Annotated in this window: 21 protein-coding genes; 9 read left to right on the top strand and 12 right to left on the bottom strand. The window is 49.9% G+C overall.

What is annotated here, in order from left to right:
• Positions 1–97: 97 nt before the first annotated feature.
• The 9 genes from atoC to GN208_RS10570 form a co-directional block, all read right to left on the bottom strand.
• On the bottom strand, positions 98–1,483 hold the full coding sequence (gene atoC / locus GN208_RS10530) for an acetoacetate metabolism transcriptional regulator AtoC (RefSeq protein WP_004237935.1): 1,386 nt from the start codon (positions 1,481–1,483) through the stop codon (positions 98–100).
• The gene (atoS, locus tag GN208_RS10535; RefSeq protein WP_071823282.1) at positions 1,470–3,290 is read right to left on the bottom strand and encodes a two-component system sensor histidine kinase AtoS; all 1,821 of its coding nucleotides are present in this window, start codon (positions 3,288–3,290) and stop codon (positions 1,470–1,472) included. The genes atoC and atoS overlap by 14 nt, the downstream gene beginning before the upstream one ends.
• Positions 3,291–3,486: 196 nt before the next feature.
• Positions 3,487–4,122, bottom strand: coding sequence for a bifunctional 4-hydroxy-2-oxoglutarate aldolase/2-dehydro-3-deoxy-phosphogluconate aldolase (locus GN208_RS10540; RefSeq protein WP_004237933.1), 636 nt, complete (start codon positions 4,120–4,122; stop codon positions 3,487–3,489).
• Positions 4,123–4,142: 20 nt separating this feature from the next.
• Entirely contained in the window at positions 4,143–5,105 is a 963-nt protein-coding gene (locus GN208_RS10545; RefSeq protein WP_004237932.1) for a sugar kinase, read from the bottom strand.
• The gene (gene uxaC, locus GN208_RS10550; protein ID WP_004237931.1) at positions 5,105–6,526 is read right to left on the bottom strand and encodes a glucuronate isomerase; all 1,422 of its coding nucleotides are present in this window, start codon (positions 6,524–6,526) and stop codon (positions 5,105–5,107) included. The genes GN208_RS10545 and uxaC overlap by 1 nt, the downstream gene beginning before the upstream one ends.
• Positions 6,527–6,539: 13 nt before the next feature.
• A complete protein-coding gene (locus GN208_RS10555) occupies positions 6,540–8,006 on the bottom strand; it encodes a fructuronate reductase (RefSeq protein WP_004237930.1) in 1,467 nt (488 codons plus the stop codon).
• A 67-nt stretch (positions 8,007–8,073) separates the two neighbouring features.
• Complete coding sequence (gene uxuA / locus GN208_RS10560) at positions 8,074–9,258, bottom strand: mannonate dehydratase (protein ID WP_004237929.1); 1,185 nt, start codon at positions 9,256–9,258, stop codon at positions 8,074–8,076.
• A 320-nt stretch (positions 9,259–9,578) separates the two neighbouring features.
• Positions 9,579–10,889 (bottom strand): TRAP transporter large permease, encoded by a 1,311-nt coding sequence (locus GN208_RS10565; protein WP_004237928.1) that lies wholly within the window; start codon positions 10,887–10,889, stop codon positions 9,579–9,581.
• 21 nt (positions 10,890–10,910) lie between these two features.
• Complete coding sequence (locus GN208_RS10570; RefSeq protein ID WP_004237927.1) at positions 10,911–11,414, bottom strand: TRAP transporter small permease; 504 nt, start codon at positions 11,412–11,414, stop codon at positions 10,911–10,913.
• Between the two features lie 258 nt (positions 11,415–11,672).
• Between GN208_RS10570 and GN208_RS10575 the strand changes: the two genes are divergently transcribed.
• The 9 genes from GN208_RS10575 to GN208_RS10615 all read left to right on the top strand — a co-directional run bounded on the left by GN208_RS10575 (position 11,673) and on the right by GN208_RS10615 (position 23,107).
• A complete protein-coding gene (locus GN208_RS10575) occupies positions 11,673–12,653 on the top strand; it encodes a TRAP transporter substrate-binding protein (RefSeq protein ID WP_015422348.1) in 981 nt (326 codons plus the stop codon).
• A 129-nt stretch (positions 12,654–12,782) separates the two neighbouring features.
• The gene (locus tag GN208_RS10580) at positions 12,783–13,556 is read left to right on the top strand and encodes an FCD domain-containing protein (RefSeq protein ID WP_004237925.1); all 774 of its coding nucleotides are present in this window, start codon (positions 12,783–12,785) and stop codon (positions 13,554–13,556) included.
• Positions 13,557–13,851: 295 nt separating this feature from the next.
• Entirely contained in the window at positions 13,852–14,997 is a 1,146-nt protein-coding gene (locus GN208_RS10585; RefSeq protein ID WP_004237924.1) for an aminotransferase class V-fold PLP-dependent enzyme, read from the top strand.
• A 37-nt stretch (positions 14,998–15,034) separates the two neighbouring features.
• Entirely contained in the window at positions 15,035–16,480 is a 1,446-nt protein-coding gene (locus tag GN208_RS10590) for a Na+/H+ antiporter NhaC family protein (protein ID WP_004904626.1), read from the top strand.
• A 30-nt stretch (positions 16,481–16,510) separates the two neighbouring features.
• Positions 16,511–17,530 carry a D-cysteine desulfhydrase gene (locus tag GN208_RS10595; protein WP_004237922.1) on the top strand — a complete coding sequence of 340 codons (1,020 nt, stop codon included), beginning with the start codon at positions 16,511–16,513 and terminating at the stop codon, positions 17,528–17,530.
• A 682-nt stretch (positions 17,531–18,212) separates the two neighbouring features.
• A complete protein-coding gene (locus tag GN208_RS10600) occupies positions 18,213–18,782 on the top strand; it encodes a fimbrial protein (RefSeq protein ID WP_004237921.1) in 570 nt (189 codons plus the stop codon).
• 63 nt (positions 18,783–18,845) lie between these two features.
• The gene (locus GN208_RS10605) at positions 18,846–19,532 is read left to right on the top strand and encodes a molecular chaperone (RefSeq protein WP_004237920.1); all 687 of its coding nucleotides are present in this window, start codon (positions 18,846–18,848) and stop codon (positions 19,530–19,532) included.
• A gap of 9 nt (positions 19,533–19,541) precedes the next feature.
• Positions 19,542–22,052: a fimbria/pilus outer membrane usher protein gene (locus GN208_RS10610; RefSeq protein WP_004237919.1), complete on the top strand. Its 2,511-nt coding sequence runs from the start codon at positions 19,542–19,544 to the stop codon at positions 22,050–22,052.
• A gap of 137 nt (positions 22,053–22,189) precedes the next feature.
• Positions 22,190–23,107, top strand: coding sequence for a fimbrial protein (locus tag GN208_RS10615; RefSeq protein WP_225806397.1), 918 nt, complete (start codon positions 22,190–22,192; stop codon positions 23,105–23,107).
• Between the two features lie 39 nt (positions 23,108–23,146).
• On the opposite strand, the gene GN208_RS10620 is transcribed toward GN208_RS10615, so the two are convergent.
• From GN208_RS10620 to GN208_RS10630, 3 genes are all read right to left on the bottom strand, one after another.
• On the bottom strand, positions 23,147–23,725 hold the full coding sequence (locus GN208_RS10620) for a hypothetical protein (RefSeq protein ID WP_004237917.1): 579 nt from the start codon (positions 23,723–23,725) through the stop codon (positions 23,147–23,149).
• Between the two features lie 122 nt (positions 23,726–23,847).
• Positions 23,848–25,503, bottom strand: coding sequence for a cation acetate symporter (locus GN208_RS10625; RefSeq protein WP_004237916.1), 1,656 nt, complete (start codon positions 25,501–25,503; stop codon positions 23,848–23,850).
• On the bottom strand, positions 25,500–25,811 hold the full coding sequence (locus tag GN208_RS10630; RefSeq protein ID WP_004237915.1) for a DUF485 domain-containing protein: 312 nt from the start codon (positions 25,809–25,811) through the stop codon (positions 25,500–25,502). Before GN208_RS10630 ends, GN208_RS10625 begins: the two co-directional genes overlap by 4 nt.
• Between the last annotated feature and the right edge of the window lie 63 nt (positions 25,812–25,874).

Below are 25,874 nucleotides of genomic sequence, written 5' to 3' on the forward strand. Positions count from 1 at the left end.
AAAATGCACAGTGTGAAAATTTATTCACAACAAAAAAAGCACGGTGAATTTATTTTCACCGTGCTTTTTAAAATTATTTTTATAAAATTATTATTAATTATTCAATATCGTATTCCTGCAATTTATACATTAATGCCCGGCGGCTGATCCCCAGCGCAGATGCGGTATGGGTTTTGTTATTCTGAAATTCCGCCAGGGCGGAAATAATCAGCTCTTTCTCGTAAGCTTTAATATTCTCTTTCAGGTTCAGGCCCGGCTCCTGCGTGACCGGAATCAGTGCCACCGGCTGGCTGCGGACCTGTGCCAGTAACTGCTCCGGCAGATCTTCGGGGAAAATCACATAACCGGTGCTCATAATCACTGCCCGTTCAATCACGTTGGAAATCTCCCGTACATTGCCCGGCCACTGGTAGTTCATCAGCAATGCCAGGGTTTCCGGTGCCAGCTCGACAATATCGCGGTTATTTTCCTGACTGAATTTCTGCAGAAAATGGGAGGCCAGCAAACCCACATCCTCCGGCCGCTCACGCAGCGGCGGCAGGTTCAGATGAATAACATTGAGACGGTAAAACAGATCCTGGCGGAAATGCCCTTCCCGCACCCGTTCATGCATATCGCGGTTGGTCGCGGCAATAATGCGGATATCCACACGGATGGTTTTACTGCCGCCGACCCGTTCGAATTCTTTCTCCTGCACCACCCGCAGCAGTTTCACCTGTAAATCCGCCGGCATTTCACCGACTTCATCAAGCAGCAATGTTCCGCCGCTGGCGCGTTCAAATAATCCCTGACGCTGTACCTGTGCCCCGGTAAATGCGCCCTTTTCATGGCCGAACAGCTCACTTTCCAGCAGCGAGCCGGGCAGCGCCCCGCAGTTCACTTTAATAAAGGGGCCGTTGGCCCTTTCGCTGTTGTAATGGATTGCCCGCGCCACCACTTCCTTCCCGGTGCCGCTTTCCCCGGTGATAAGCACTGTCGCCTGACTGCGCGAGACTTTGGCGATATCGCGGCAGATTTCCATCATTTTCGGGTTACGGGTCAGCACCCGTCCCCACTGGTAGCTGTCGCTCAGTTCGCGGTGCAGCAGATTGATTTCCTGTTTCATCTCCTGCAACTGTAATGCACGGGAGATAAGCAGTTTCAGCTCCGTCAGGTCAAAGGGCTTTATCACATAATCAAACGCCCCGAGACGCAGCGCGTCCACTGCCGTTTCCACAGCGGCATAGGCGGTCATCAGAATGACCGGCACTTCCGGGTTCAGCTCCCGCATCCGTTTGAGGGCCTCAATACCGTCCAGTTTCGGCATGCGGATATCCATCAGCACCACATCCGGTTTATCCTGCACAAAGCTTATCAGCGCCGCCTCGCCGTCCTCCGCCACCCGGGTTTCATGACCATCAATAGAAAAGGCGGTCTGTAACATCCGGCAGAGATTCTTTTCATCATCAACTATCAGAAGCCGGTACGATTTATGTGTAATCATTTTTCTTACCCTGCGTTATCGGCAACGTTATGGTGAACGTCGTTCCATGATGTTCCTGACTTTCAAGGAAAATATCACCGCCGTGACCGGCAATGATCCGCTGGCTGATAGCCAGTCCCAGCCCGGTTCCCGAGGCTTTGGTGGTAAAGAACGGGTCAAAAATTTTCTTCTGCAGCGCCGCCGGAATTCCGGTGCCGTCATCGCGGATCACCACCATGACCCGCTGCTCTTCCATGTAACAGGTGGAGATAAAGAGATTGCCTCTGGCCGGAATCGACTGCACCGCGTTTATCATGATATTGAGCAGCACCTGACGCAGCAGTTCGCTGTTGGCCTCAATCAGCGGCAGTGTGTCATCCGGCTCCCAGGTAAAGGTGACCCGTGCCTCCACCCCTTTGGTTTTGACCAGCACCAGGGCTTCCTCAATCAGCCGGTTGACGCTGATCGGGCGGAATGTGCCGGTCTGCGGCCGGGAGAAATCAAGCAGCTGGCGGATGATCCGGTCAATGGAATCCACTTCCTTGAGAATAATACTGATATATTCCAGTTTATCCGGGTGATTTTCCAGTTCTTTGAGGATCTGCACGAAACCGCTGATCGCCGTCAGCGGGTTACGCACCTCATGGGCCACTCCCGCCATCAGCTCGCCGAGTGTCGCGAGTTTTTCCGCCTGCTGCATACGGCGCTGAACCTCTTTCTGCGCAGTAAGATCTTTAAATATCACCAGCGCGCCGATAAGCTCCCCGCCCGCATTACGGATGCGGCTGGTGCTGACGTTTATCTGAATGGTGCGGTCACGGGCGGGATAGGCAATTTCCAGACTGACGTGCTCAATACCGCGCTTCAGGGTATCGAGAACCGGGCTGGAGAAACTGCGCCCCTCAAAAACGTCACCGTAATATTTGCCGTGCAGATCCCGCTCCAGATAGCCGGTTATTTCTTCCGCCGCCGGGTTAATCATGGTGACACAGCCGTTGATATCCACCGCGATCACGCCGTCCGCCGCACTTTCAATAATCAGTTCGTTGAGGGTTTTCATCTCCCGCAGTGTCTGTGCCAGGGCGTTGACGCTGTCGCTGATCTCCCCCATTTCCCCTTTCATCATCGGCAGATGGGTATTGAGATCACGGGAGAGATCACTGAGGCCGCTTTTAATCGCGCCGATATCCCGGCTGAAATGACGGGAAAAGACGATAATAATCAGCAGACTGAACAGGATCCCGAGTGCAATGACCGCGATAATTTTGACATCCATCGCCAGCGCCTGGCGGTCAATATCATCCGTCAGTTCGTTCGCCCAGATATAGCCGATCACCTCGCCGTTACGCCTGACAGGAATCATGGCGTTCATAATATTACCGCGCACCTGGCTTCCCCAGCCGACCTCCGGCTCTCCCGTTGCCATCACATGACGGCCGGGGTGATCCTCACTGATTCGGGTACCGGTTTTGTTGCCGTAACGGGCACGCGGAGAATAGGTCACAATACCGTCGAGTTTACGGTGGTAATACCCGGCGCCGACCCCGGGGAAGGTGGAAGTGATAATTTCCGCCGCCGGATACAGTTTTTCGCTGATCAGCGCCAGGCGCTGGTCACGCGGCAGGGATGCGGCAAGGTCATATTCATCATTCAGTGCCTGTTCCAGCAGACCGGCAACGGAATAGAGTTTGTTCCGTTTCTCCTGCAACAACGCGGAACGCCCCTCTGTTTCCACAAAATAACCGATGATAAGTGTCGGCACGGTGACCAGCAGAATGGCCATCAATATGAGTTTGTCACGCAGACTGAAGGGATAATATTTATGCAACACAGAAGGCCCGTCTGAAAAGCAGTATGATTCACCAGCATATACAACTGATTAAAAAATATCTTTGCGAACGGTCATAGTTCCGGAATCTCTGTAAAAACAACAGGATAATTGATGATTCGGAATGTTACAGGCGGGAGAAAACAGATAATACGGCAGCAGAGAGGGGATCTGCTGCCGGAACGGTAAAAAATCCTTATTTCACAAACTCACTGGCTTCACGCGCCAGTTTGCCGATGGCTGCCCAGTCTTTTGCTTTGATAAGCGAAGCCGGAACCATCCACGAGCCGCCGCAGGCCACAATCTGCGGGATAGCCAGATAGTCGCGGATATTGTTCAGCCCGATACCACCGGTCGGCATCACCTGTAACTGATGATACGGCGCCAGCATGGCTTTGATCATCGGAATACCGCCTGACGGCTCTGCCGGGAAGAATTTCACAAAATCGATGCCCAGCTCCAGTGCCTGCTCAACCGCGCTGGGGTTGTTAATCCCCGGCACAATCGGGATATCAATCTGCTGACACGCCTGCACGGTGTTCGGGTTCAGACCGGGAGAGACGACAAACTGTGCCCCGGCGGCTTTCGCCTGACGCACCTGCTCGCGGTTAATCACGGTTCCCGCGCCCACCAGCATATCCGGGCGGGCTTCGCGCAGCAGTTTGATCGCTTCCGCCGCACATTCAGTACGGAAAGTGATTTCCGCCACCGGCAGACCGTTATCCGCCAGCGCATTGCCTAACGGGATAATATCTTCCGCGTTATCCACGGCGATCACCGGCACAATTTTCAGCTGCCGGAAACGGGTAATCATTGCCTGTAATTCGGACATCTCGTTCTCCTCTTTTCCCGTTAAAACGTGTTATTCAGTAAAGTATCAGTGACCGGGCGGGTCGCCGCCTGCGGGATAATCGCCCCTTTGTGCTGAATCACCACACCCGCAAGCCGGTGGCCCATCCGGGCAGCGCGTTCAATATCCGCGCCGGTCAGCCAGCCCGCCAGGAACCCGGCGTTGAATGCATCACCGGCTGACGTGGTATCAACCACCTGTTCCGCCGGGGTGGTGGCAATAGTGATGGCCGGTGCGTCAGTGCGCAGATCACGGTAGTCACACCCCTGAGCACCCGCTTTTATAATCGCCTGCTTCACCCCGGCTTTTGCCAGACGGGCAAAGGTGGAGTTGCGGTCGCTGTCGCCCCACAGACGTGCTTCATCATCATCAGTGACCAGTGCCATGTCGGTCAGTGCATACATTGCCTGATAACAGTCACGGGTTTCATTTTCATCCGCCCACAGTGCCGGGCGGTAGTTGCTGTCAAACAGAATGGTCTTGCCCTGCTGTGACAGCGTTTTCAGGTCATCCAGCAGTTGCAGCCGGTCTTGCGGCGGCAGAATGGCAAGGCTGATCCCGCTGAGGTAAATGGCATCCATCTGCGCCATCTGTGCCAGCAGCGCCGGGTATTCCGGATGGCGGATAAGATAACGCGCCGCCGAATCATTGCGCCAGTAAAGAAACGTGCGCTCGCCCTGCTCATCCAGCTGGATAAGGTATAACCCCGGCTGATGATGCGGATCGATCAGCACATGCGCAGTATTGACCCCTTCCGCCTGCCAGCGGCTGATCATACCTTTACTGAGCGGGTCGGTTCCCATGGCAGAGATAAAATTCACCTCAACGGCGTCTCCGGCCGCACGGGCCAGATAAACCGCACTGTTCAGGGCATCACCCCCGTAGCGCTGAACCATCTCCCCGAACGGCGCACCGTTGAGTTCAATCATGCACTCGCCGATCAGACCAATGCGTTTCACTGTCATTATTCACCTTTTGCAGCGGAAAAATAACGCTGTGCATTATTGAAACAGATATCACGCACCATCTGTCCCAGCATATTCTCATCCGCCGGAATTTCACCATTTACCGCCAGCGTACCGAGCATATTACACAGAATACGGCGGAAGTATTCATGACGAGTATAGGACAGGAAACTGCGGGAATCTGTCAGCATCCCGACAAACTGGCTTAACAGTCCCAGTTGTGACAGCTGTTCGAGCTGACGCTGCATGCCGTCTTTCTGGTCGTTGAACCACCAGCCGGAACCGAACTGCACTTTACCTGCGATACCGCCGCCCTGGAAGTTGCCGATCATGGTCGCCAGCACTTCGTTATCACGCGGATTCAGGCAGTAAAGGATGGTGCGCGGCAGTTCATCGGTTTTATCCATTTCATCAAGCAGACGTGAAAGCGGATAAGCCACCGGCGCATCACCGATGGAATCAAAACCGCTGTCGGCACCGAGCAGCTTAAACATGCGCGTATTGTTGTTGCGCAGCGCACCGATGTGCAACTGCATCACCCAGCCGCGTTTCGCATACTGCTTTCCGAGCCAGACCAGCACCGCCGTTGCGAACTGCGCGGTGGCGGTTTCATCAGGGATTTCCCCGGCGAGACGTTTCTGCAGAATCGCATCCAGCACCGATTCATCCGGTACCGGTGCGTAGCGCAGGATCTCAATGCCGTGGTCAGAGGCAACACAACCATGCTGCGCAAAGTGTACCAGACGGCGTTCCAGCGCGGTCAGCAGGTCGCTGAAACGGCGGATATCCACATCAGCACTCTGTCCGAGCTTCGCGATATAGTCCGTGAAGCCGTCCAGTTCAATTTTAAAAGCACGATCCGGACGCCAGCTCGGACGCACTTCAATATCAAAGCTGTCATCCTGCGCAATCTGCCGGTGGTATTCCAGCGAATCTGCCGGGTCATCTGTTGTGCCGACCATATGCACATTCATCTGCTGCATAATGCCGCGCGCGGAAAATTCAGGTTGCGCCAGTTTTTCATTCGCTTCATCCCAGATGCTCTGCGCCGTTTCCGGCCCGAACACTTTGCCGGTGATACCGAACGGGCGGCGCAGTTCCAGATGAGTCCAGTGATACAGCGGGTTACCGAGAGTCATCGGCACGGTTTTTGCCCACGCCTGATATTTTTCATAATCACTGCTGTCGCGCCCGGTGATAAGCTGCTCCGGGATCCCCGCCGAACGCATGCCGCGCCATTTGTAGTGATCCCCTTCCAGCCAGATCTGCCCGAGGTTATCAAAACGGCGGTTTTCCGCGATTTCGCGCGGATTCAGGTGACAGTGATAGTCATAGATTGGCATGTCCGCCGCGTAGTCATGATAAAGACGGCGGGCAATGTCGCTGTGCAGTAAAAAGTCTTCGCAAAGAAACTGTTTCATAAACTCTCCGGGATTACAGTGCGGCAACGGCCTGACGGGCACCGACATCAAGTAACTGCTGATACGCGCGTTTCACCGCATCAACAAAGCCCTGCTGTTTCGGCAGGTCGTTACCGAAAATGGATTCAATTGCCAGCAGCTCATCCACCACCGCCACAGACAGGCCGTGTTTTGCGCAGATTGCCGCGAAGGTTTCTGCCAGCGGGTCACGCACATCGATTTTATTGCCCTGCTCATCGGTGCCGCTGACATAACGCATCCAGCCCGCCACACCCAGTGCCAGATGACGATAGTCACTGCCGTCCGCGATATGCCGCGCAACCGGGTCCAGCAGGCGCTGCGGGAGCTTCTGGCTGCCGTCCATCGCAATCTGCCAGGTCTGGTGTTTCAGGGACGGATTGGTAAAGCGGTCAATCAGGTTATCCGCATAGGCGACCAGGTCGGTTTCTTCCGGCATGGTGAGGGTCGGCGCCTGCTCATCCAGCATCAGTGCACAGGCAGCTTTGCGGTAATCCGGGTTGGTCATGGTGTCGGAAATATGGGCATAACCACCGAGATAGCCGAGATACGCCAGGAAGGAGTGACTGCCGTTGAGCATCCGCAGCTTCATTAATTCAAACGGCACCACATCCTGCACAAACTGCGCACCAGCGCAATCCCACTCAGGACGGCCGTTGACAAAATTATCTTCAATCACCCACTGACGGAACGGCTCACAGGCGATAGCACAGTTATCCTCTGTTCCCAGAAGCTGCGCGATTTCCGCCAGTGTTTCCGGGGTGGCCGCCGGAACAATACGGTCAACCATCGTGCACGGGAAAGTAACATTGGCTTCAATCCACGCCGCCAGCGCCGGATCCTGTAACCGCGCCAGGCCGAGTACGGCTTCACGGGCAACATGACCATTCTCACGGACGTTGTCACAGGAGAGCACAGTAAACGGCGGCAGACCGCGTTCACGACGGCGTTTCAGTGCTGCAGTGATGTAGCCGATAGCAGAGCGCGGGGTCTCCGGTGTGGCCAGATCCTGTTTAATCAGTGCATTTTCCGGGTCAAGCTGCCCGGTCGCCGGATCGGTGCAGTAGCCTTTTTCGGTCACAGTCAGGGAAACAATACTGACATCCGGAGACGCCATTTTCTCAATCACCGCATCAATACCGTCGATCAGCGGGTGCATCGCTTCCTTCATTGAACCGATAATTTTCAGCTCTGTTTTATCCACCCCTTTCTCCGCCACGGTATACAGCATGGACTGGGCTTTCAGCCCTTCGATCAGTGCCGCATCCTGTGCCGACATCAGGTTAACTTCGCAGTAACCCCAGTCGCTGTCTGTTTTTTCTAATACGTGATGGGTATACAGCGCCTGATGTGCGCGGTGAAACGCGCCGCAGCCGAGGTGAACAATACGGGTGGTGAGACGATCAGTCGTCCAGTCAGGACGCGTTGCGGTGATGTCCGCAGTGACAAGATTCTTTTCCATTACAGGCTCCCGGGGAGCAGGCTGCAGGAGAGATCCCGCAGCCCGGCAGGTACAAAGGTATGAGATATTATTTTGTATAGAATGCGCGGTGAATACCCATTTCCAGACCACGGATTTCAGCCAGCCCTTTCAGACGGCCGATGGCGGAATAGCCCGGGTTGGTTTTCTTTTTCAGGTCATCCAGCATCTGATGACCGTGATCCGGACGCATCGGGATCAGAGACTCAGAGCCGCTCTCACGGCGGCGGTTCTCTTCGGCGGCAACCGCGCTGATCACATTATACATATCCACATCACCGGCCAGATGCGCCGCTTCATGGAAAGTATTCGGATTTTCTTCGCGCATGGTTGAACGCAGATGCAGGAAGTAAATCCGCGGACCAAAGGTCTGAATCATATTGACCAGATCGTTGTCAGCACGCACGCCGTAAGAGCCGGTGCACATGGTGTAACCGTTGGCATCACTGTTGACGGTATCCGCCATCCACTGCATATCTTCAATCGTGGAGACAATGCGCGGCAGGCCGAGGATAGGACGCGGAGGATCATCAGGATGCACAGCCATTTTCAGGCCGCACTCTTCAGCCACCGGAATGATTTTATTCAGGAAATACGCAAAGTGCTCACGTAATTTCGCTTTATCGATACCGGCGTAACGTTTCAGGTGCTGGCGGAATTGTTCAAGTGTATAGCCTTCTTCCGCACCCGGAAGACCGGCAATAATATTGTTTATCAGTTTTTGTTTTTCGTCATCCCGCATGGTTTCAAAGCGGGTTTTGGCCTGCGCAAGTTCTTCTGCGGTGTAGTCCTGCTCAGCCCCTTCGCGCTGTAAGAGGTAAATTTCGAACACCGCAAATTCAATCTGATCAAAACGTAATGCTTTTGAGCCGTCCGGCAGCTCATATTCCAGGTCAGTACGGGTCCAGTCAAGAACCGGCATGAAGTTGTAGCAGACAGTATAAATCCCGCAGGCGGCGAGGTTACGCAGCGATTGCTGATAGTTGGCAATCCATTTTTCATACTCACCGGTCTGTGTTTTGATGTCTTCGTGGATAGGCACACTCTCAACCACGGTCCATTCCAGATGGTTAGCTTCAATCAGCGCCTTGCGCTTCTGAATTTCGTCTGTGGTCCAGACTTCACCGTTCGGGATATGGTGCAGCGCTGTCACGATACCGGTAGCGCCCGCCTGACGAATATCAGATAAAGTAACCGGATCTGCCGGTCCGTACCAACGCCAAGTTTGTTTCATACTAAACCTCGTTTATGCTCCGCGAATATCATCACTGTGTATTTGGTTGACCAATTAAATCCCCGGTGTGGCGAGTATTGCTGTCAAACCTTGCTGTCACGTGTACAGCGTTGTCATCTTCCTATCAATACAGAGAGACGTCAAGCCTGAAAACAATATTGGTCAACCAATATCACATTTTGTTTTATGATTAATTTATTGTTTTTACTGTAAATAAAAATACATCAACGAAAAGTGCGTTTTTGTTACTTTCATTTCACTAAATCGGTAAACCAAAATGGTCACTCATCCGGCAGGGCAGATGAGTGACAACACAGGTATTACGATGGTGTATAGTTCAGGACTAACTCAGGCAGCCACAGGCTGAGCTGAGGGAAATAGGTCACCACCGCCAGCGCCGCAATCAGTGCGATATACATCGGCACCAGTGGTTTCAGGACTTTATCAATACTGACGCCGCCCACGGAACACCCGACAAACAGTGCGCTGCCGACCGGCGGGGTACAGATACCGATAGCCAGGTTGAATGTCATGATGATCCCGAAGTGTACCGGGTCAATCCCCATATCCATGGCGACAGGCAGGAAAATCGGGGTGAAAATCAGCACCGCCGGCGTCATATCCATAAAGATACCGACAATCAGCAGGATGATGTTAATGACCAGCAGGATAGTCAGCGCGTTATCGGAAATCGCCATCAGACCGTCAGCAATCAGATACGGCAGATCCGCGTTCGCCATCGCCCATGACATCCCCATGGAGGCACCGATCAGGAGCAGCACGATAGAAGTTGTCACTGCCGATTCCAGAATAATTTTCGGCAGGCGGCTGAAACTGACTTCACGATAAATAATCACGGCCAGAACAAAGCTGTAGATCACGGCAATCGCGGATGCTTCTGTCGCGGTAAAGATACCGGCGATAATCCCGCCCATAATCACCACGATCAGCATCAGTGACGGAACAGCTTTCCAGACGGTTGAGAAAAACTCATTCCATGTCGGGCGCGGTGCAACCGGATAACCGCGTTTTTTTGCGATAATCCCGGAAACGATCATCAGAGACAGCCCCATCAGGATGCCCGGAATATACCCGGCCAGGAACAGTGCGGCAATCGACGTACCACCGGAAACCAGCGAGTAAACAATCAGCGTGTTGCTCGGCGGGATCAGCAGGCCTGACGGGCAGGACGCAATATTCACTGCAGCGGACAGTTCCGGGTCATACCCCTCTTTTTTCTGCATCGGGGACATGGTGCCGCCGACCGCAGCCGCAGAAGCCACTGCAGAACCGGAAATCGCACCAAACAGCATGTTCGCCATGATATTCACGTGCAGCAGTGAGCCCGGCAGACGACCGCCGATCACTTTTGCCACATTAATCAGCCGGGCAGCGATACCGCCCTGGTTCATAATGTTACCGGCGAGAATAAAGAACGGGATCGCCAGCAGCGAGAAGTTATCCACCCCTGCCGCCATACGCTGGGCGACAACAGTAATCGCGGAGTCGAGCGGCAGCGTCATGGCTATCGCCACTAACGATGACAGGCCGATAGCGAAGGAAACCGGAACACTGAGAACCAGCAGAAACGCAAAGGTGCCGAAGAGCGCGGCAATCACATACCAATCCATAATTAACCTCTCATCGCACCATTAATGGCTGTCAGTCAGTTCAGTATTTGCTGAACCCGGCTGAAAGAGTGAAAAGATATCAACCAGTGCATACATAATCATCAGTAAGCCGCTGATTGGTAAACAGAGATAGATGTAACCCATCTGCCAGCCCAGTGCCGGGGTGATCTGACCGCTTTCCAGTGTGGAAGAGACCAGTGTGCTGCCGCCGTACACCAGCACAATGCCTGCAAAGGCAATAATGGCAATCTGGATAAATAAACTGACAAACTGCTTTCTTGCACCTGACAGTTTCATAACGAGAAGATCAATCGCGAGGTGCCGGTGTTGTCCTGTGGTGTAAGCCGCACCAATCATGGCGACCCACATAAAAAGGTAACGGGCGAGTTCATCAGTAATGGTACTCGGGGAGCTGAGGATATAGCGGGATAACACCTGCCATGTCACACAGAACACCAGGAATGCTGATAAACAGATAGTAAAAACAGCAAGCCCTTTATTAATCAGCGCTACAAGGTTTTTCATTGGCCTTGTCCTTGTTCTTATTTTGGTTAACCAATTTGGCAACTGTCACACCAAATACAAATTTTGCTGTTCGAGCATAGTCTATCCCGCTGAAAACAGTGAGTGACGGTGATCACATTATGATTTGGTTAACCAGAGATTGGGGTTATTTTGTGATTGTGGTCAACCAATGAAGGTTTACCTTTTGACCACTTAGTGACTTGTGATTAAGGTGAGACAACATAATAAGAAGCTCATTTTCCTCCGGAGAACCCTAACGTGAAAAACAGCAAACGTATCCTCAGCACTGTTATCGGCGCGGTATTTGCTCTCAGCGCTACCCAGGCTTTCGCCGCCACCACGCTGAAACTCAGCCATAACCAGAACCGTGATCATGCTGTTCACAAAGCCATGACACAGTTTGCGGATGACGTAAAAACCAAAACAAACGGTGACGTCCGCATCCGTATCTACCCGGACGCGCAATTGGGCAACCAGCGTGAATCCATGGAATTAATGCAGAACGGTGCACTGGATATCGTCAAATCCAATGCTGCTGAACTGGAAGCTTTCTCACCGGCTTACTCCGTCTTTAACCTGCCTTACCTGTTCCGTGACAAACCACACTACGAAAAAATTATCTACGGTGATATCGGACAGGAGATCCTCGACTCCAGCAAAGACAGCGGGTTTGTCGGTCTGACTTACTATGATGCGGGCGCGCGCAGCTTCTATGCCAAGAAACCTATCCGCACACCGGACGATCTGAAAGGTCTGAAAATCCGCGTACAGCCGAGCCCGACGGCTATCTCAATGGTAAAAGCACTCGGCGGTAACCCGACCCCGCTGGCTTACGGTGAACTCTATACCGCCTTACAGCAGGGCGTGGTGGATGCGGCAGAAAACAATATCCCGTCCTATACACTGAGCCGTCACAGCGAAGTCACCAAGTTCTTCTCTCTGGATGAGCATACAATGGTGCCGGATGTGCTGGTGATGTCGACCAAATCACTGGATAAGCTGACACCGGAACAGCAGGAAATTGTGAAGCAGGCAGCCAAAGACTCCGCACAGACAATGGCGAAACTCTGGGAAGCCTCAGAGAAAGAAGAACGTGCGAAAGTTGAGAAGCAGGGTGTTGAATTTATCACCGTTGATAAAGTCACCTTCCAGGATGCGGTAAAACCGATGTATGACGATATTGCCAAGTCCAACCCTGAGTTATCCAAAATGGCAGATCGTATCCGCGACGTGAAATAATCTTCGTTGCACCTCTCAGATAAACCACCCTGTATTACCAATATTGGGTGGTTTATTTTATATTATAGTCATCAAAATCATTTTTGGTTGACCAATATCTGGTAAACTGACTCCGATTTCATTTTATTTATGGCACCACAGATGACTCAATTTATCGAATCAAAACGTCCTTATCAGGAAGTTGGCCACGCATTGCGTCAGATGATCACCAATATGCACTATGCTGTGGGTGATAAGCTTCCTCCTGAGCGCGAAATTGCTGAGATGCTCAGTGTGTCCCGTACCGTGGTACGCGAGGCACTTATTATGCTGGAACTGGAAAACCTGATAGAGGTCCGTAAAGGATCCGGTATCTATATTACTGACCTGCCGCATCAGAAAGACGGTTATACGGATAACGGTTCGCTCAATGCCGCCGGTCCGTTTGAGCTGTTACAGGCGCGGCAGCTGCTGGAAAGCAATATCGCGGAATTTGCCGCCACCCAGGCCACACCGGTGGATATCGCCAATATGCGCAGTGCCCTGCAGCGGGAACGCGACGAACTGAAAACCGGGGAAGATGAAACCGGCGACCGCGAGTTTCACCTGGCCATCGCGCAGGCGACCCATAACAGCATGCTGGTGGAGTTACTGAAACAATCCTGGGCATGGCGGGAAAACAACCCGATGTGGCTGAAGCTGCATACGCGCATCACCAATAAAGATTACCGCAAAGAGTGGATGACCGATCACCAGGTGATCCTCGCCGCCATGATTAAGAAAGACCCGGCGGCGGCCAAAGAAGCCATGTGGCAGCATCTGGAAAATGTAAAACAGCGCCTGCTGGAGCTGTCGGATGTCGATGACCCGAATTTTGATGGTTATCTGTTCAATTCCTATCCTGTTGACCTGGTGCGGAACTGATCCCCCTGCACACCTTTTTTACTCTCAGACACCAGAAACCGGGCAAAATCAACCCGGTTTTTTTGACCGTAAAATAAAAATAATAACCTTATTATTCATAGTGTGATTCACCTCTCATTCATATAAAACATGCAATTATCTGATATATAACACTTATTTTATAACAGAGAAATTTATTCTCTGCCGTCTGCGGCAGCGGAATTTTTTTAGAAAATTTTTTCTGACTACCTGTGCCACTATCCGGCCATTACAATAACCATTAAATATTCATCGCATATTTTACAGGACACCAACTATGAGTAAGAAAATTGCCACTGTGCTGATCCACGGCGGACAGCAGCAGGATAAAGTAAACCATGCTATTTTCCCGGCGATCACCACCGCCAGTACGTTTGTGCAGACCAGCCTGAGCGAACACGGCGAATATGCCTATTCCCGCGTCAGTAACCCGACCCGCCACGCCTATGAAACACTGCTGGCCGATGTCGAGGAAGGTACTTACGCCACCGCGACCGCCTCCGGTGTGGCGGCTGCGGCACTGGTGCTGAATATCTTCCCGCAGGGCTCCCATATTATTGCGATGAAAGGCGTGTACGGCGGGACATTCCGTCTGTTTGAGCGCGTGGCAAAAGAGAACTGCGGCCACGAGTTCGATTATGTTGATCTCAATGATTTAGCCGCAGTACGCAGCAAAATCAAAGACAATACCCGCATGATCTGGATAGAAAGCCCGACCAATCCGTTACTGGAACTGGTTGATATTGAAGCCATCTGCGGACTGGCCAGAGAACACAATATCGTAACCTGCATCGATAACACCTTCGCGACACCGTGGAACCAGAAGCCCCTGACCATGGGTGCGGATCTGATCATGGTCTCCTCCAGTAAATATATCGGTGGTCACTCTGACTTGATCGGCGGCGCGGTGATCACCAACCGTGACGATCTCGCGGAAAGACTGAATTTCCTGAAAACCACCACCGGCGCGATTGCCTCTCCGTTTGATGCTTATCTCGCTCTGCGCGGCCTGAAAACCCTGGCACTGCGGATGGCGGCACAATGCAGCAATGCACAGGCCGTGGCGGAATTTCTGTCCGGTCACGACAAGATTGAAAAAGTATTTTATCCGGGCCTGAAAGATCACCCTCAGTACGAATTATGCAAAAAACAGATGCGCACCGGCGGTGCTGTGGTCACTATTCAGCTGAAAGGCGGCCTCGCAGAAACCGAAGCATTTGTGAAAAAACTGCGCTATTTTGTGCTCGCTGAATCGCTGGGCGGTGTGGAAAGCATGGTGAATCACTCCGCGACCATGTCCCACGGCTCCATGACCCGCGAAGAGCGCGAATCCATCGGTGTTTTTGACAGCACACTGCGTTTGTCTGTCGGCATCGAAGATATCGGCGATTTACTGGCTGATTTACAGCAGGCTCTGGCCTGACACAGCATCACTACCACAATAATAAAAGAGAAAGCGTATGCAGGACTATGGTATCTGGACGGTCATTACCCCGGTCGTCACAATTATTCTGGCCATCTGTACCCGTCAGGTGATTTTATCACTGCTGATCGGGATACTTGTCGGCTTTACTGTTATTCATGATCACAACCTCTTACTGGGGATCCGCGCGACCCTCGAAGGGATTATTGATGTCTTTAAATCATCAGGAAACGCCAAAACCATCATCTTTATGCTGATGATTGGCGGGATTATGCGGCTGGTCGTGGTGACCGGCGGTGTACGGGCGCTTGTCCGCCTGCTGACCAACAAAACGCAGATCATCAAAGGCCGCAAAGGTGTTCAGCTGCTGGCGGTGATTATCACGTCCCTGATTTTTATCGAAAGCTCGATTAACCAGCTGGTTTCCGGTGCTTCCACCAAAGCGCTGGCAAAAAAATACGGCGTGCCGCCGGAGAAAATGTCTTACATCATCCAGACCGCCTGTGTGTCTGTCTGTTCTTCCGCCATGATCAACGGCTGGGGTGCGGCAATGATGGGCGTTATCGGTGTGCAGATCTCTCAGGGGCTGATCACCGGCGAACCGTTTGATATCCTGGCACATTCCATGGTTTACAACATCATGGCCTGGTTCTCACTCGCCAGCATTCTGTTCTATATCTTCAGTAATGTCTCCTGGGGACCGATGCGCAAAGCAGAAATGCGTGCGCAGGCACTCATCAGCTCTGCGGATGTTATCACCGGTACACCGGAAGAAACGCACGACGAGCCGGAAGATGATAAAGACATTATTGATCATCCAAACTGTCATACGTCACTGAACTTCTTTATCCCGATCCTCTCCACCATTCTGATGGTGCCGGTCGCGCTGTATATCACCGGTGACGGCGAGTTCAGCAAAGGCAGTGGTTCCACCTCGGTTTACTGGGGCGTAATGTTCGGGACGGCGGTGTCATTTGTCTGGTTCCTGGCGCGCCGCGTGATGAATGTCGATACCTTCTTTAAAGAGCTCTATATCGGCTATGCCAATATGATTAAAATCAGCTCGGTGATGATCCTCGCCTTCCTGATGGGCTCTGTCTCTTCCGACCTTAACACCGGTGCCTATATTGCCCAGGTGACATCAGGGGTTATCGCGCCGGGCTTCTCTGTCGGCTTTATCTTCCTGATCAGTGCCATTATGTCACTGGCGACCGGCACCTCCTGGGGTACATTCGCCATCATGATCCCGATTGGTGTGCAGCTGGGTCTGTCTGTCGGTATGCCGCCGGAATATATGATTGGTGCGGCTATCGCCGGGTCTATCTTTGGTGATATGACCTCCCCTATCTCCAGTGATGCGATCGTGGCATCGATGGCGACAGACTGTGACCATATTGAGCATATCCGTACCCAGATGCCGTATGCGGTATTAACCGCGAGTTTTGCGCTGGCCGTCTATCTCTGGTTAGGATTCACCTACTGAGTATGACTGCGAATTCAATAAGGAAATGATATGTCTTCTTCTGTAAACACTGCCGGGGCAACCCGGCTGCAACAGACACTGGCGCAGTTCAGTAAGCTTAATCTGCTCAGCGGTGTCACGCCGCTGAATAAACTGAATAATCTCTCCCGCCTGCTGGGACGGGAGATTTACATCAAACGTGATGATCTGACACCGCTGGCGGCAGGCGGCAACAAGCTGCGCAAACTGGAATTCCTGATGGCGGATGCCCTGGAAAAAGGCGCACAGTTTATTGTCACTGCCGGAGCCATTCAGTCCAACCACGTCCGCCAGACAGCGGCTGTTGCGGCAATGTACGGCCTGAAATGTGTGGCGCTGCTGGAAAACCCGATCGGCAGTCAGGAAGCCAATTTTCTGAATAACGGCAACAAGCTGCTGACGGATTTATTTGGCACACACTGTGTGATGTGTGATGCCCTGACTGACCCGGATGCGCAGATGCAGGCACTGATCAACCATATGCAGCTCAGTGATGCGTATATCGTGCCGGTCGGCGGCTCCAATATGCTGGGTTCCCTCGGCTATGCGGAGTGCGCCATGGAAATCGTGCAGCAGACACCGGAAGGCACAGAATTCGGTGCTGTCGTGGTCGCCTCCGGCAGCGCCGGAACACACGCCGGGCTGTCTGCCGGATTACAGCTGGTGATGCCGCAGACCCCGGTTATCGGTGTCACCGTATCGCGGGTATATGCTGACCAGGCGCCGAAAGTGGTTAAACTGCAAAACGAACTGGCACAGCTGTTTGATATTGAAACACCGGCACCGATTGTGCTGTGGGACAGCTATTTTGCCCCGGAATACGGCATGCCGAATGCCGGCGGGCTGGAAGCCATTGAACTGCTGGCGCGTCACGAAGGTATTTTGCTGGATCCGGTTTACACCGGTAAAGCCATGGCCGGGCTGATTGACCAGGTTCGCAGACACCCGGAAGATACTTCACCACTTCTGTTTGTGCACACCGGCGGTGCCGCCGGACTGTTCGCTTATCAGGAAGTGAGCGCAGCAATATAAAGCTGTCCGCCATAATATTATAATTTACAGATAACATCTGACAGATACCGGCAATATCCCCTGTTCCGGTATCTGTTATTTCCCGCCTCTCTGATAATACCTCTCATTTCCGGAAAAAATCACACATCAAATTCCGATGTAAATCATTATTCAGGCCGATAAAAAATCATTTCCTGTGTTCTTTTTTAAAAAAAATACGCGTGTGAGATGTAAGTAAATAATGCATTTCCTCCCCGTTTTTCTTTCATTTATTATTACTCAACCTATTGATATTTAAATCATTACTTACTATTCATTTTGTTCACATCCGGTGAAAAAGAAATAAGATAAAATAAATACAATAAAAATACACATAAAAATCAAAAGATTAAATCCAATACTAACAGCGCAATAGTTTGAAACATCAGATTACACAGAGATACACCGCAGGGTATTCTCAATACATTATTTCGATATACTCATTCTGTGAGTTATTCAGAGACACTCATATATCTATAAATTAAACCAGACAACCAGTAAGCAGCAGAAAAAATAATCTTCCACTCCGGACAATGAAAATTGTATTTATCATTGCCAGAATTATTTCTGCCTTTATTCATTATTGTTTCGCATAAAACACCACGATTTCATTTTTATTCAGCTGACACTGAATAATAAAAAACTCATTTAAATAAGGTTTAAGATGAAAAAATCTTTAATTGGTAAATCATTAATTTCTGCATTACTTGCCGGTACTGCTATGAGTGCATCCGCAGTTGATCAGACAGGTACAATTTCCTTTAAAGGCTTTATTTATAATGCCACCTGTTCGATTGATCTTAACGATACTAACTCTCCTAATGTTGATGTGTTAATGGGTCGTTATCCGACCAGTGCATTTACAGAAACCGGCACTATGGTTGGCGGAAAAGATGGCTACGGTGAACTGAATATTTCATTAACAGACTGCCCGGATCAGGGAAAAGTAAAATTACAGTTACATGGTAAGCCAAAAGATGGTGATAACGAGCTGTTAGAATTAGATAACCCGAACGCAAGTACAACGGCTAAAAATATTGCTGTCCTTATATTTGAGAATGGTGATACCAATAATGACCCTGTTGTGATTGATGGCTCAAAAACAGAGGAATATAACGTATCTTCCAGCGCATCATGGAAGGGAAGTTATACCGCATACTACTACAGTACCGCTGACGACGTTGAAGCCGGCCAGGCGGATGCAACGCTGAATTATACGCTCTCATATAATTAATATTTATGCGCAGATGAAATACTCTGCGCGCCCTCACTATAATAAAATAACCAAGGCTTAATCATGTTCACTAAAACAAATATTCTCTCTGCTTGTGCATTACTTCTTTTGGTATCAGAAAGCTATGCCGGTTTTGGTTTAGAAACAACCCGCGTTATTTATCATGAAAAAAATAACAGCGAGGGTGTTGTTGCCTTTAATACCGACAAAGGCAGAAATTATCTTTTGCAGTCATGGGTTGAAGATAAAGCAGGAAATGTCAGCCCTGATTTTGTTTCAACGCCGCCACTCGTCAAGTTACGGGCTGAAAAAAAGAATACATTACAGGTCACAAAAGTAGCGTCATTACCGGCTGACAGAGAATCCCTTTACTGGCTGAATGTTAAATTTGTGGCGCCGAGTGAGGAAGGCCAGGAAAACGTTCTGCGCTATTCGATGACCAACCGAATAAAGATTCTTTACCGCCCGGCGGCTCTCGATAACAGCCGGGATATTGAGACCTATGCTGACAAGTTAGACTGGTCTGTTTCAGGTAACCGCCTTACGGTTAATAACAGCACACCTTATTATGTGAATGTTTCGAAAATAACCGTCAACAACCAGGAAGTAAAACTACCTTCCGGATATATATCGCCAAAATCGGTGGAAACAATAACTGTCCCGCAGGCAATTAAAGCACCTGCAAATGTAAAACTGACATACATAAATGATTACGGTAAAGCCGTTGAATTAAGTTATTCTGCTAAATAACAGATGATAATGATGATGAAAAAATATCATAATAAAAACCATTTTATGTCATTATCCGTGATGCCTGTCCTTATGGCAGGGACATCTTTCTCCGTTATGGCCGATGATTATTATCCGGCCAGTTTATTTAACATTCCCGGCAGTAACTCACAACTGACTAATGAAGATGTCAATGTTTTCAAAGAAAATGATAATGCGCCCGGAAAATACAAAGTAACTCTTGTTATTAACAATAATAAAATTACCACAAAAGAGATTGATTTTGTTTTGAAAAAAAACAAAGCTGGTAATGAAAAGCTCATTCCCTGTTTTTCAAGAGAAGAATGGGAAAACACAGGACTCGATTTTCCGTCATCAGATAATGATGATACCGGTGGCTGTTTTAATATCAATGACATTGAATATACGCATGGCTATCTCGACCTTAACACCCGGATTTATGCACTGACAACACCACAGTCATACATTAATAAAGATAAACTGGAAGCATTAGAGCAGGAAAACTGGGATAATGGTATCCCTGCACTTTTTGTTAACTATTTATTTTCGGCAGTAAATCGTCAACACAATGGCGAAACAAAAGACAGCTATTATGGAAATATCCAGACCAGAGTCAATCTGGGTGCATGGCGTTATCAGAATTATTCCACCTGGATGAATGATGACAATAATAAAAACAAATGGAAAAATATCAGTAATACCTTATCGAGAAACATAAATTCACTGAAAAGTGAGTTTACTGTCGGTAATCTGTATTCATCATCACAGTTATTTGATTCTGTTAAATTTCGTGGTATTCGTCTGACAACAGACAGAACCATGGATCCGGTCAGTAAAACAAACTATGTTCCGTCAATTTCCGGCATGGCAAATTCAGAAGCCGTTGTCACTGTTGTTCAGAATGGTGAAATTATCCTGAGACAAAGTGTTCCTGCCGGTCCGTTTAATCTCACCGAATATTACCCGATGAGTAATGGCGGAAACCTGTATGTTAATGTTAAAGAAACTGATGGTAGTGAGAAAAATTTCATCGTTCCTTTCTCTTCAATTTCCACACTGGAAAAGAAAGGAAATATGCGTTACAGCATTTCCGGCGGAACCTATGACAGCAATAACAAAGGTAACGGAAAGAAAATCAATCAGGCAGAAATATTTTATGGCCTGACCGATTTTGTCACCGTTTTCGGCGGAGCATTTGTTGCCAAAGATTATCAATCCGGCGGTATCGGTGCTGCATTTAACTTTGGTGCTTTTGGTGCAATCACAGCCGATATCCTGCATGCAAAAGCAACTCTTAATCACGATAAAGCCTCTGCCGGGAATGCGTTTCGCGTTAACTACTCGAAGAGAATAGAAGCAACAAATACCAGCGTATCCCTGGTGGGTTACCGTCACTTTGATGCTAAATTTTATCGTTTCGAGGATGCAATGTCATATGATGAAAACCGGAACGACCATAATAAACTTAAAAATGAATACACTTTATCACTGAATCAGCCTGTTTTTTCCGGCAATTCATCGCTTAATCTGTCGACTGTTATTTATGAATATACATCCGGTAAAAGACAAAAATCCTATAATGCCGGGTTCAACAGCTCATTTAACAAAATGAACTACGGTATATATTATAATTATTATCAGGGCACAAGAACTGATAATGGTAAAAATAATACCTATAATGTCAGTATGAACCTTAATATTCCGCTCAATATTAAAGATAATACCATCTGGGCAAATTATAATATTTCTTCCGATGTCGATCATCAGACGTTACAGACTGCCGGGCTCAGCGGGAATTATGGTGAGAACCAACAAGGCAGCTGGGATATTTATCAGAGTCAGGGTAATAAAGGCACCGGGAATTCAGGCGGTCTGAGTAGTTCCTATCGCTCACAATATGCGTCTGTTAATGCCGGTTATTCATACAGTAAAAATAATAAAAATCTCAGCTATGGTATGAATGGTTCATTGCTGGCCACACAATATGGCGTAGTTACCGCTCCCGCATTGCAGAATACCAATGCACTGGTACTGACCAAAGATACTGCCGGTGTGGGTATCATTAACGGTCAGTCTGCTCAGACAAATAATTCTGGCCTTGCTGTTGTTTCCGGTATGACGCCATACCGGAAAAATAATATTGTGATTGATACTCAGACCATCCCCGGTGATACCGAGATCGAAAATAATATTATTAACGATATTGTTCCGACAAAAGGCGCGCTGATTCTGGCCGATTTCAATGTGAAGAAAGGCTACAAACTGCTGATCACACTGAAAACACCTGATAATAAAGAAATACCGTTAGGCGCAAAAGCAACGATGGGTGGTGATACTGAATACCTGGTATCTAATTTTAATACGCTCTATTTCATTGCGGATAAAGAAAAAGGTGATATCCGCGTGACCTGGAAGCAGGACGGAAATATGCAGCAATGCATTATCCGGTATGACATTACCGGCACTTTACCCACGAACGGAATATATATTACAAAGCTGAATTGTCAGCGGGAGATTTGATGAAATACTGTCACCTGATAAAAAAAACCAGACATCTGATATTATCTCTGATAATTACCGCAGGCGGATTAGGTACGGCCGGCCATGCTTATGCACTCGAGGACTGTATCAGAGGCGGAAATCAGAACCATTCCACAATGACGTCAACCATCAATCTGCGTCTTACCGGCAGTATAAAGCAGAATCAGGAAGTCGGCCGCTTCACATTTGTCCGTGAAGGCGGTATCGGCGGCGTGGCAGACTGCGGACCGGATGCCGGTATTCACGGCTATACCAGCTACAGTGAAGGCAGTGGTATTGTCGCCAAGCATTATGGTGATATTGACGGCTATCCTGCATATCATATTTATCCGGGCGGAGATCGGAATTTTGTTTATGTTCTGATCGATAACAGAACCGGTATGCATTTTCAAAACCAGCCGGGAAGTAATATTCCGGTTCCGGCAGGTCCGCTCCTGCCGCTTGACTTAACAGTTATTATTTATGCCGCAAAAGATAATCCGGATACGCTTTCTTTAACCGGCGGAGCATATATTGGTACTGTCTTAATTCAGGCATATAACCCCGGCGGCGGCACAACAGCGGTAGGATACAGTTACAGACTGAAAGGCAAGATTGAAAGCGCGCCATCATCATGTTCGCTGGAAAATTCTGACCTGGAATTTAAATTACCCCGGGCACCGGTCAATGCCTTTTCGTCCAAAGGATTTCCGGACGGTAATTATAAAGCTGAAGATAATTTATTTATTTCATGTAACGGCGATCTGTCTGCCCATATGAAATTAATGGCGGCTAAAACAGAAAATTATAACGGAAAAAAGTCCGTTATCGTTCCTGATGATGAAGGTAATAATAATGCGTCCGGTGTCGGTTTTGTTGTCACATCACCGATGAATAATGATGCCGTACTGGTTAATCAGGAGTTTGTTAAAATCGCGGACTTACAGGACGGAAAAACACGTGTTCCGCTTGTTGCTGAATATTACCGCTATGGCGATTCCGTTAAACCCGGCAGGCTGGAAGCAAACACACAATTTATTCTGCAGTTTGACTGATACAGCAGCCGTCCGGATCTCCCGGACGGCTGCTGCTGTTCAGCTGATACCGGTGCATCCCCGCCATGCCATCGGTACTGTGGCAAGATTATAGAGCGGCGTACCCAGCAGGTAGTGGTCATACACCGTCAGCCCCGGCGTTTTATCTTTTTCCATCGCGTAATATTCAACGGGCAGAATAAACGAGAGTAATAACAGCGAGATACCGGCATTACGGATAGCACGGCGCGGCAACGCACGGCTCAGCAGGTGAACCACCGCGAAATACGCCACAGAAACCACGATAAAAAACAGTACGATACCACTGTTTTCAGACAGGAAATCACCGGCTGATAACGGATAGCCCTGATGGAGCAGCTCAGGAAGGTTCGTCAGATATTCAGCGCCCGCCTCGCGGCGGAAAAGCGCAGAGGCAGATAAATTCAGCCCCCACAAAATGGTCAGCAGGCCAACAACTATTTTGCCCGCGGTATAGCGGCAGAGATACACATTCGCCAGCAGCAATAATGTGCCCATCACCGTAATTTTCACATTGTACTCCGCCCCCGGTCCGCCGGATAACACCGCCGGTGCCAGAGCAATCAGCACAATCAGTAAAACAGAAGAAAACAGACGCATAAATTAACTTTTAAATAACATAAACAAGCGGATTGCAGTAAACCATTAACAACCTGATAAAACAAGTGCCGGAGAGAAAGAAAAACGCGGCCTCCGGAACGGAGACCGCGCTGTGACGTCTGTCAGTGAGATTTGCCCTGCTCGATTCCGATGCCTATCTGAGAGCGGATAAACTGCGCCTCAAAGCGGCTGCGTTCTTCCTGACCCTGTGCAGAGTTATCCGTCACAGACACCAGCCAGGCCGCAATAAAGGCAGCAAACATTGAGAAAAGTGCCGGATATTCATACGGATAAATCGCTTTTTCGTGCCCGAGAATATTGACCCAGATAGTCGGTCCCAGGATCATCAGGATCACAGCGGTTAATAATCCCAGCCAGCCTCCGGCCAGTGCACCGCGTGTGGTCAGGCGTTTCCAGTACATCGAGAGAAGAATGATCGGGAAGTTACAGCTCGCCGCAATAGAGAAAGCCAGTCCCACCATAAAGGCGATGTTTTGTTTTTCAAACAGCACACCCAGCCCGATAGCGACAATCCCGAGAATAATCACCGTCACTTTGGAGACTTTTAATTCATCCCGCTCATTGGCTTTGCCGTCTTTGATAGCACAGGCGTACAGGTCATGGGAAACCGCAGAAGCGCCCGCCAGGGTCAGACCGGCAACCACCGCCAGAATGGTCGCGAATGCCACGGCAGAAATAAAGCCGAGGAACAGATTACCACCGACCGCATCCGCCAGATGCACCGCCGCCATGTTGGTGCCGCCGATCAGTGCCCCCGCCGCATCTTTAAATACCGGGTTCGGGCTGACCAACAAAATAGCGCCGAAGCCGATAATAAAGGTCAGGATATAGAAGTAACCAATGAATCCGGTGGCATAGAACACACTCTTACGCGCTTCTTTGGCATCACTGACCGTGAAGAAACGCATGATAATATGCGGTAGCCCGGCGGTACCGAACATCAGCGCCAGCCCCAGCGATAATGCGGAGATCGGATCTGATACCAGGCCGCCCGGGCTCATAATCGCCAATCCGTTTTTATGTACCGCAACCGCGTCTTTAAACAGGGTGTTAAAGTTGAAATCTACAGCTTTCATCACCATCAGTGCCATAAAGCTGGCACCGGCGAGTAACAGAACCGCTTTGATAATCTGCACCCAGGTCGTTGCCAGCATGCCGCCGAACAGGACATAAAACACCATCAGGATGCCGACCAGCACAACCGCCACGATATAGTTGAGCCCGAATAACAGCTCAATCAGCTTACCGGCCCCGACCATCTGCGCTATCAGATACAGCGCCACCACCACCAGCGAACCGCTGGCAGACAGCACACGAATCGGCCTGGCTTTCAGACGGTAAGAAACCACATCCGCAAAGGTGTAGCGCCCGAGGTTACGCAGACGTTCCGCAATCAGGAACAGGATCACCGGCCAGCCGATCAGGAAACCGATGGAGTAGATCAGGCCGTCATAACCGGAGGTGTAAACCAGTGCGGAGATCCCGAGGAAGGAGGCGGCAGACATAAAGTCACCGGCGATCGCCAGCCCGTTCTGAAACCCGGTAATTTTTCCCCCGGCGGTGTAATACTCTGCGCGGGAACGTGTCCGTTTTGCCGCCCAGTAAGTGATGTACAGTGTCAGGCCGACAAAAACCAGGAACATAATAATGGCCTGATAGTTTACCGGCTGGCGCTCCACCGGCCCGCTGATGGCATCCGCATGACTGACCAGCGGAAACAGCAGGGATAACAGAAGAGCAGAAAGGCGCGTTTTCATTGTTTCACCCCGCTGATGATTTCGGCGGTCAGACGGTCAAATTCCCCGTTTGCACGGATGGTATAAATACCGGTCAGGACAAACGCACTGACAATCAGCCCGACGCCGACAGGGATCCCGCGGGTAATCGTCAGACCTTCGCCGAGTGGCGTGCCCAGCCATTGCGGATCAAATGCAATCAGAATAATAAAGCTGACATACAGCACAAGTGTGATAGCGGACAATGTCCATGAGAACCGACTGCGCTTTCTGACCAGTTCCTGAAAGCGAGGGTCATTCTCCACCTGCTGATAAATGGATGCGCTCATTGAGGATACTCCTCTGTTTTTGTTATCCGGAGTGTCAGTGCCGCGTAACACGGCACTGACTGA

Origin of the sequence: Morganella sp. HSTU-ASny43 (assembly GCF_022819185.1) — a bacterium.
Classification (GTDB): Bacteria; Pseudomonadota; Gammaproteobacteria; order Enterobacterales; family Enterobacteriaceae; genus Morganella; species Morganella morganii.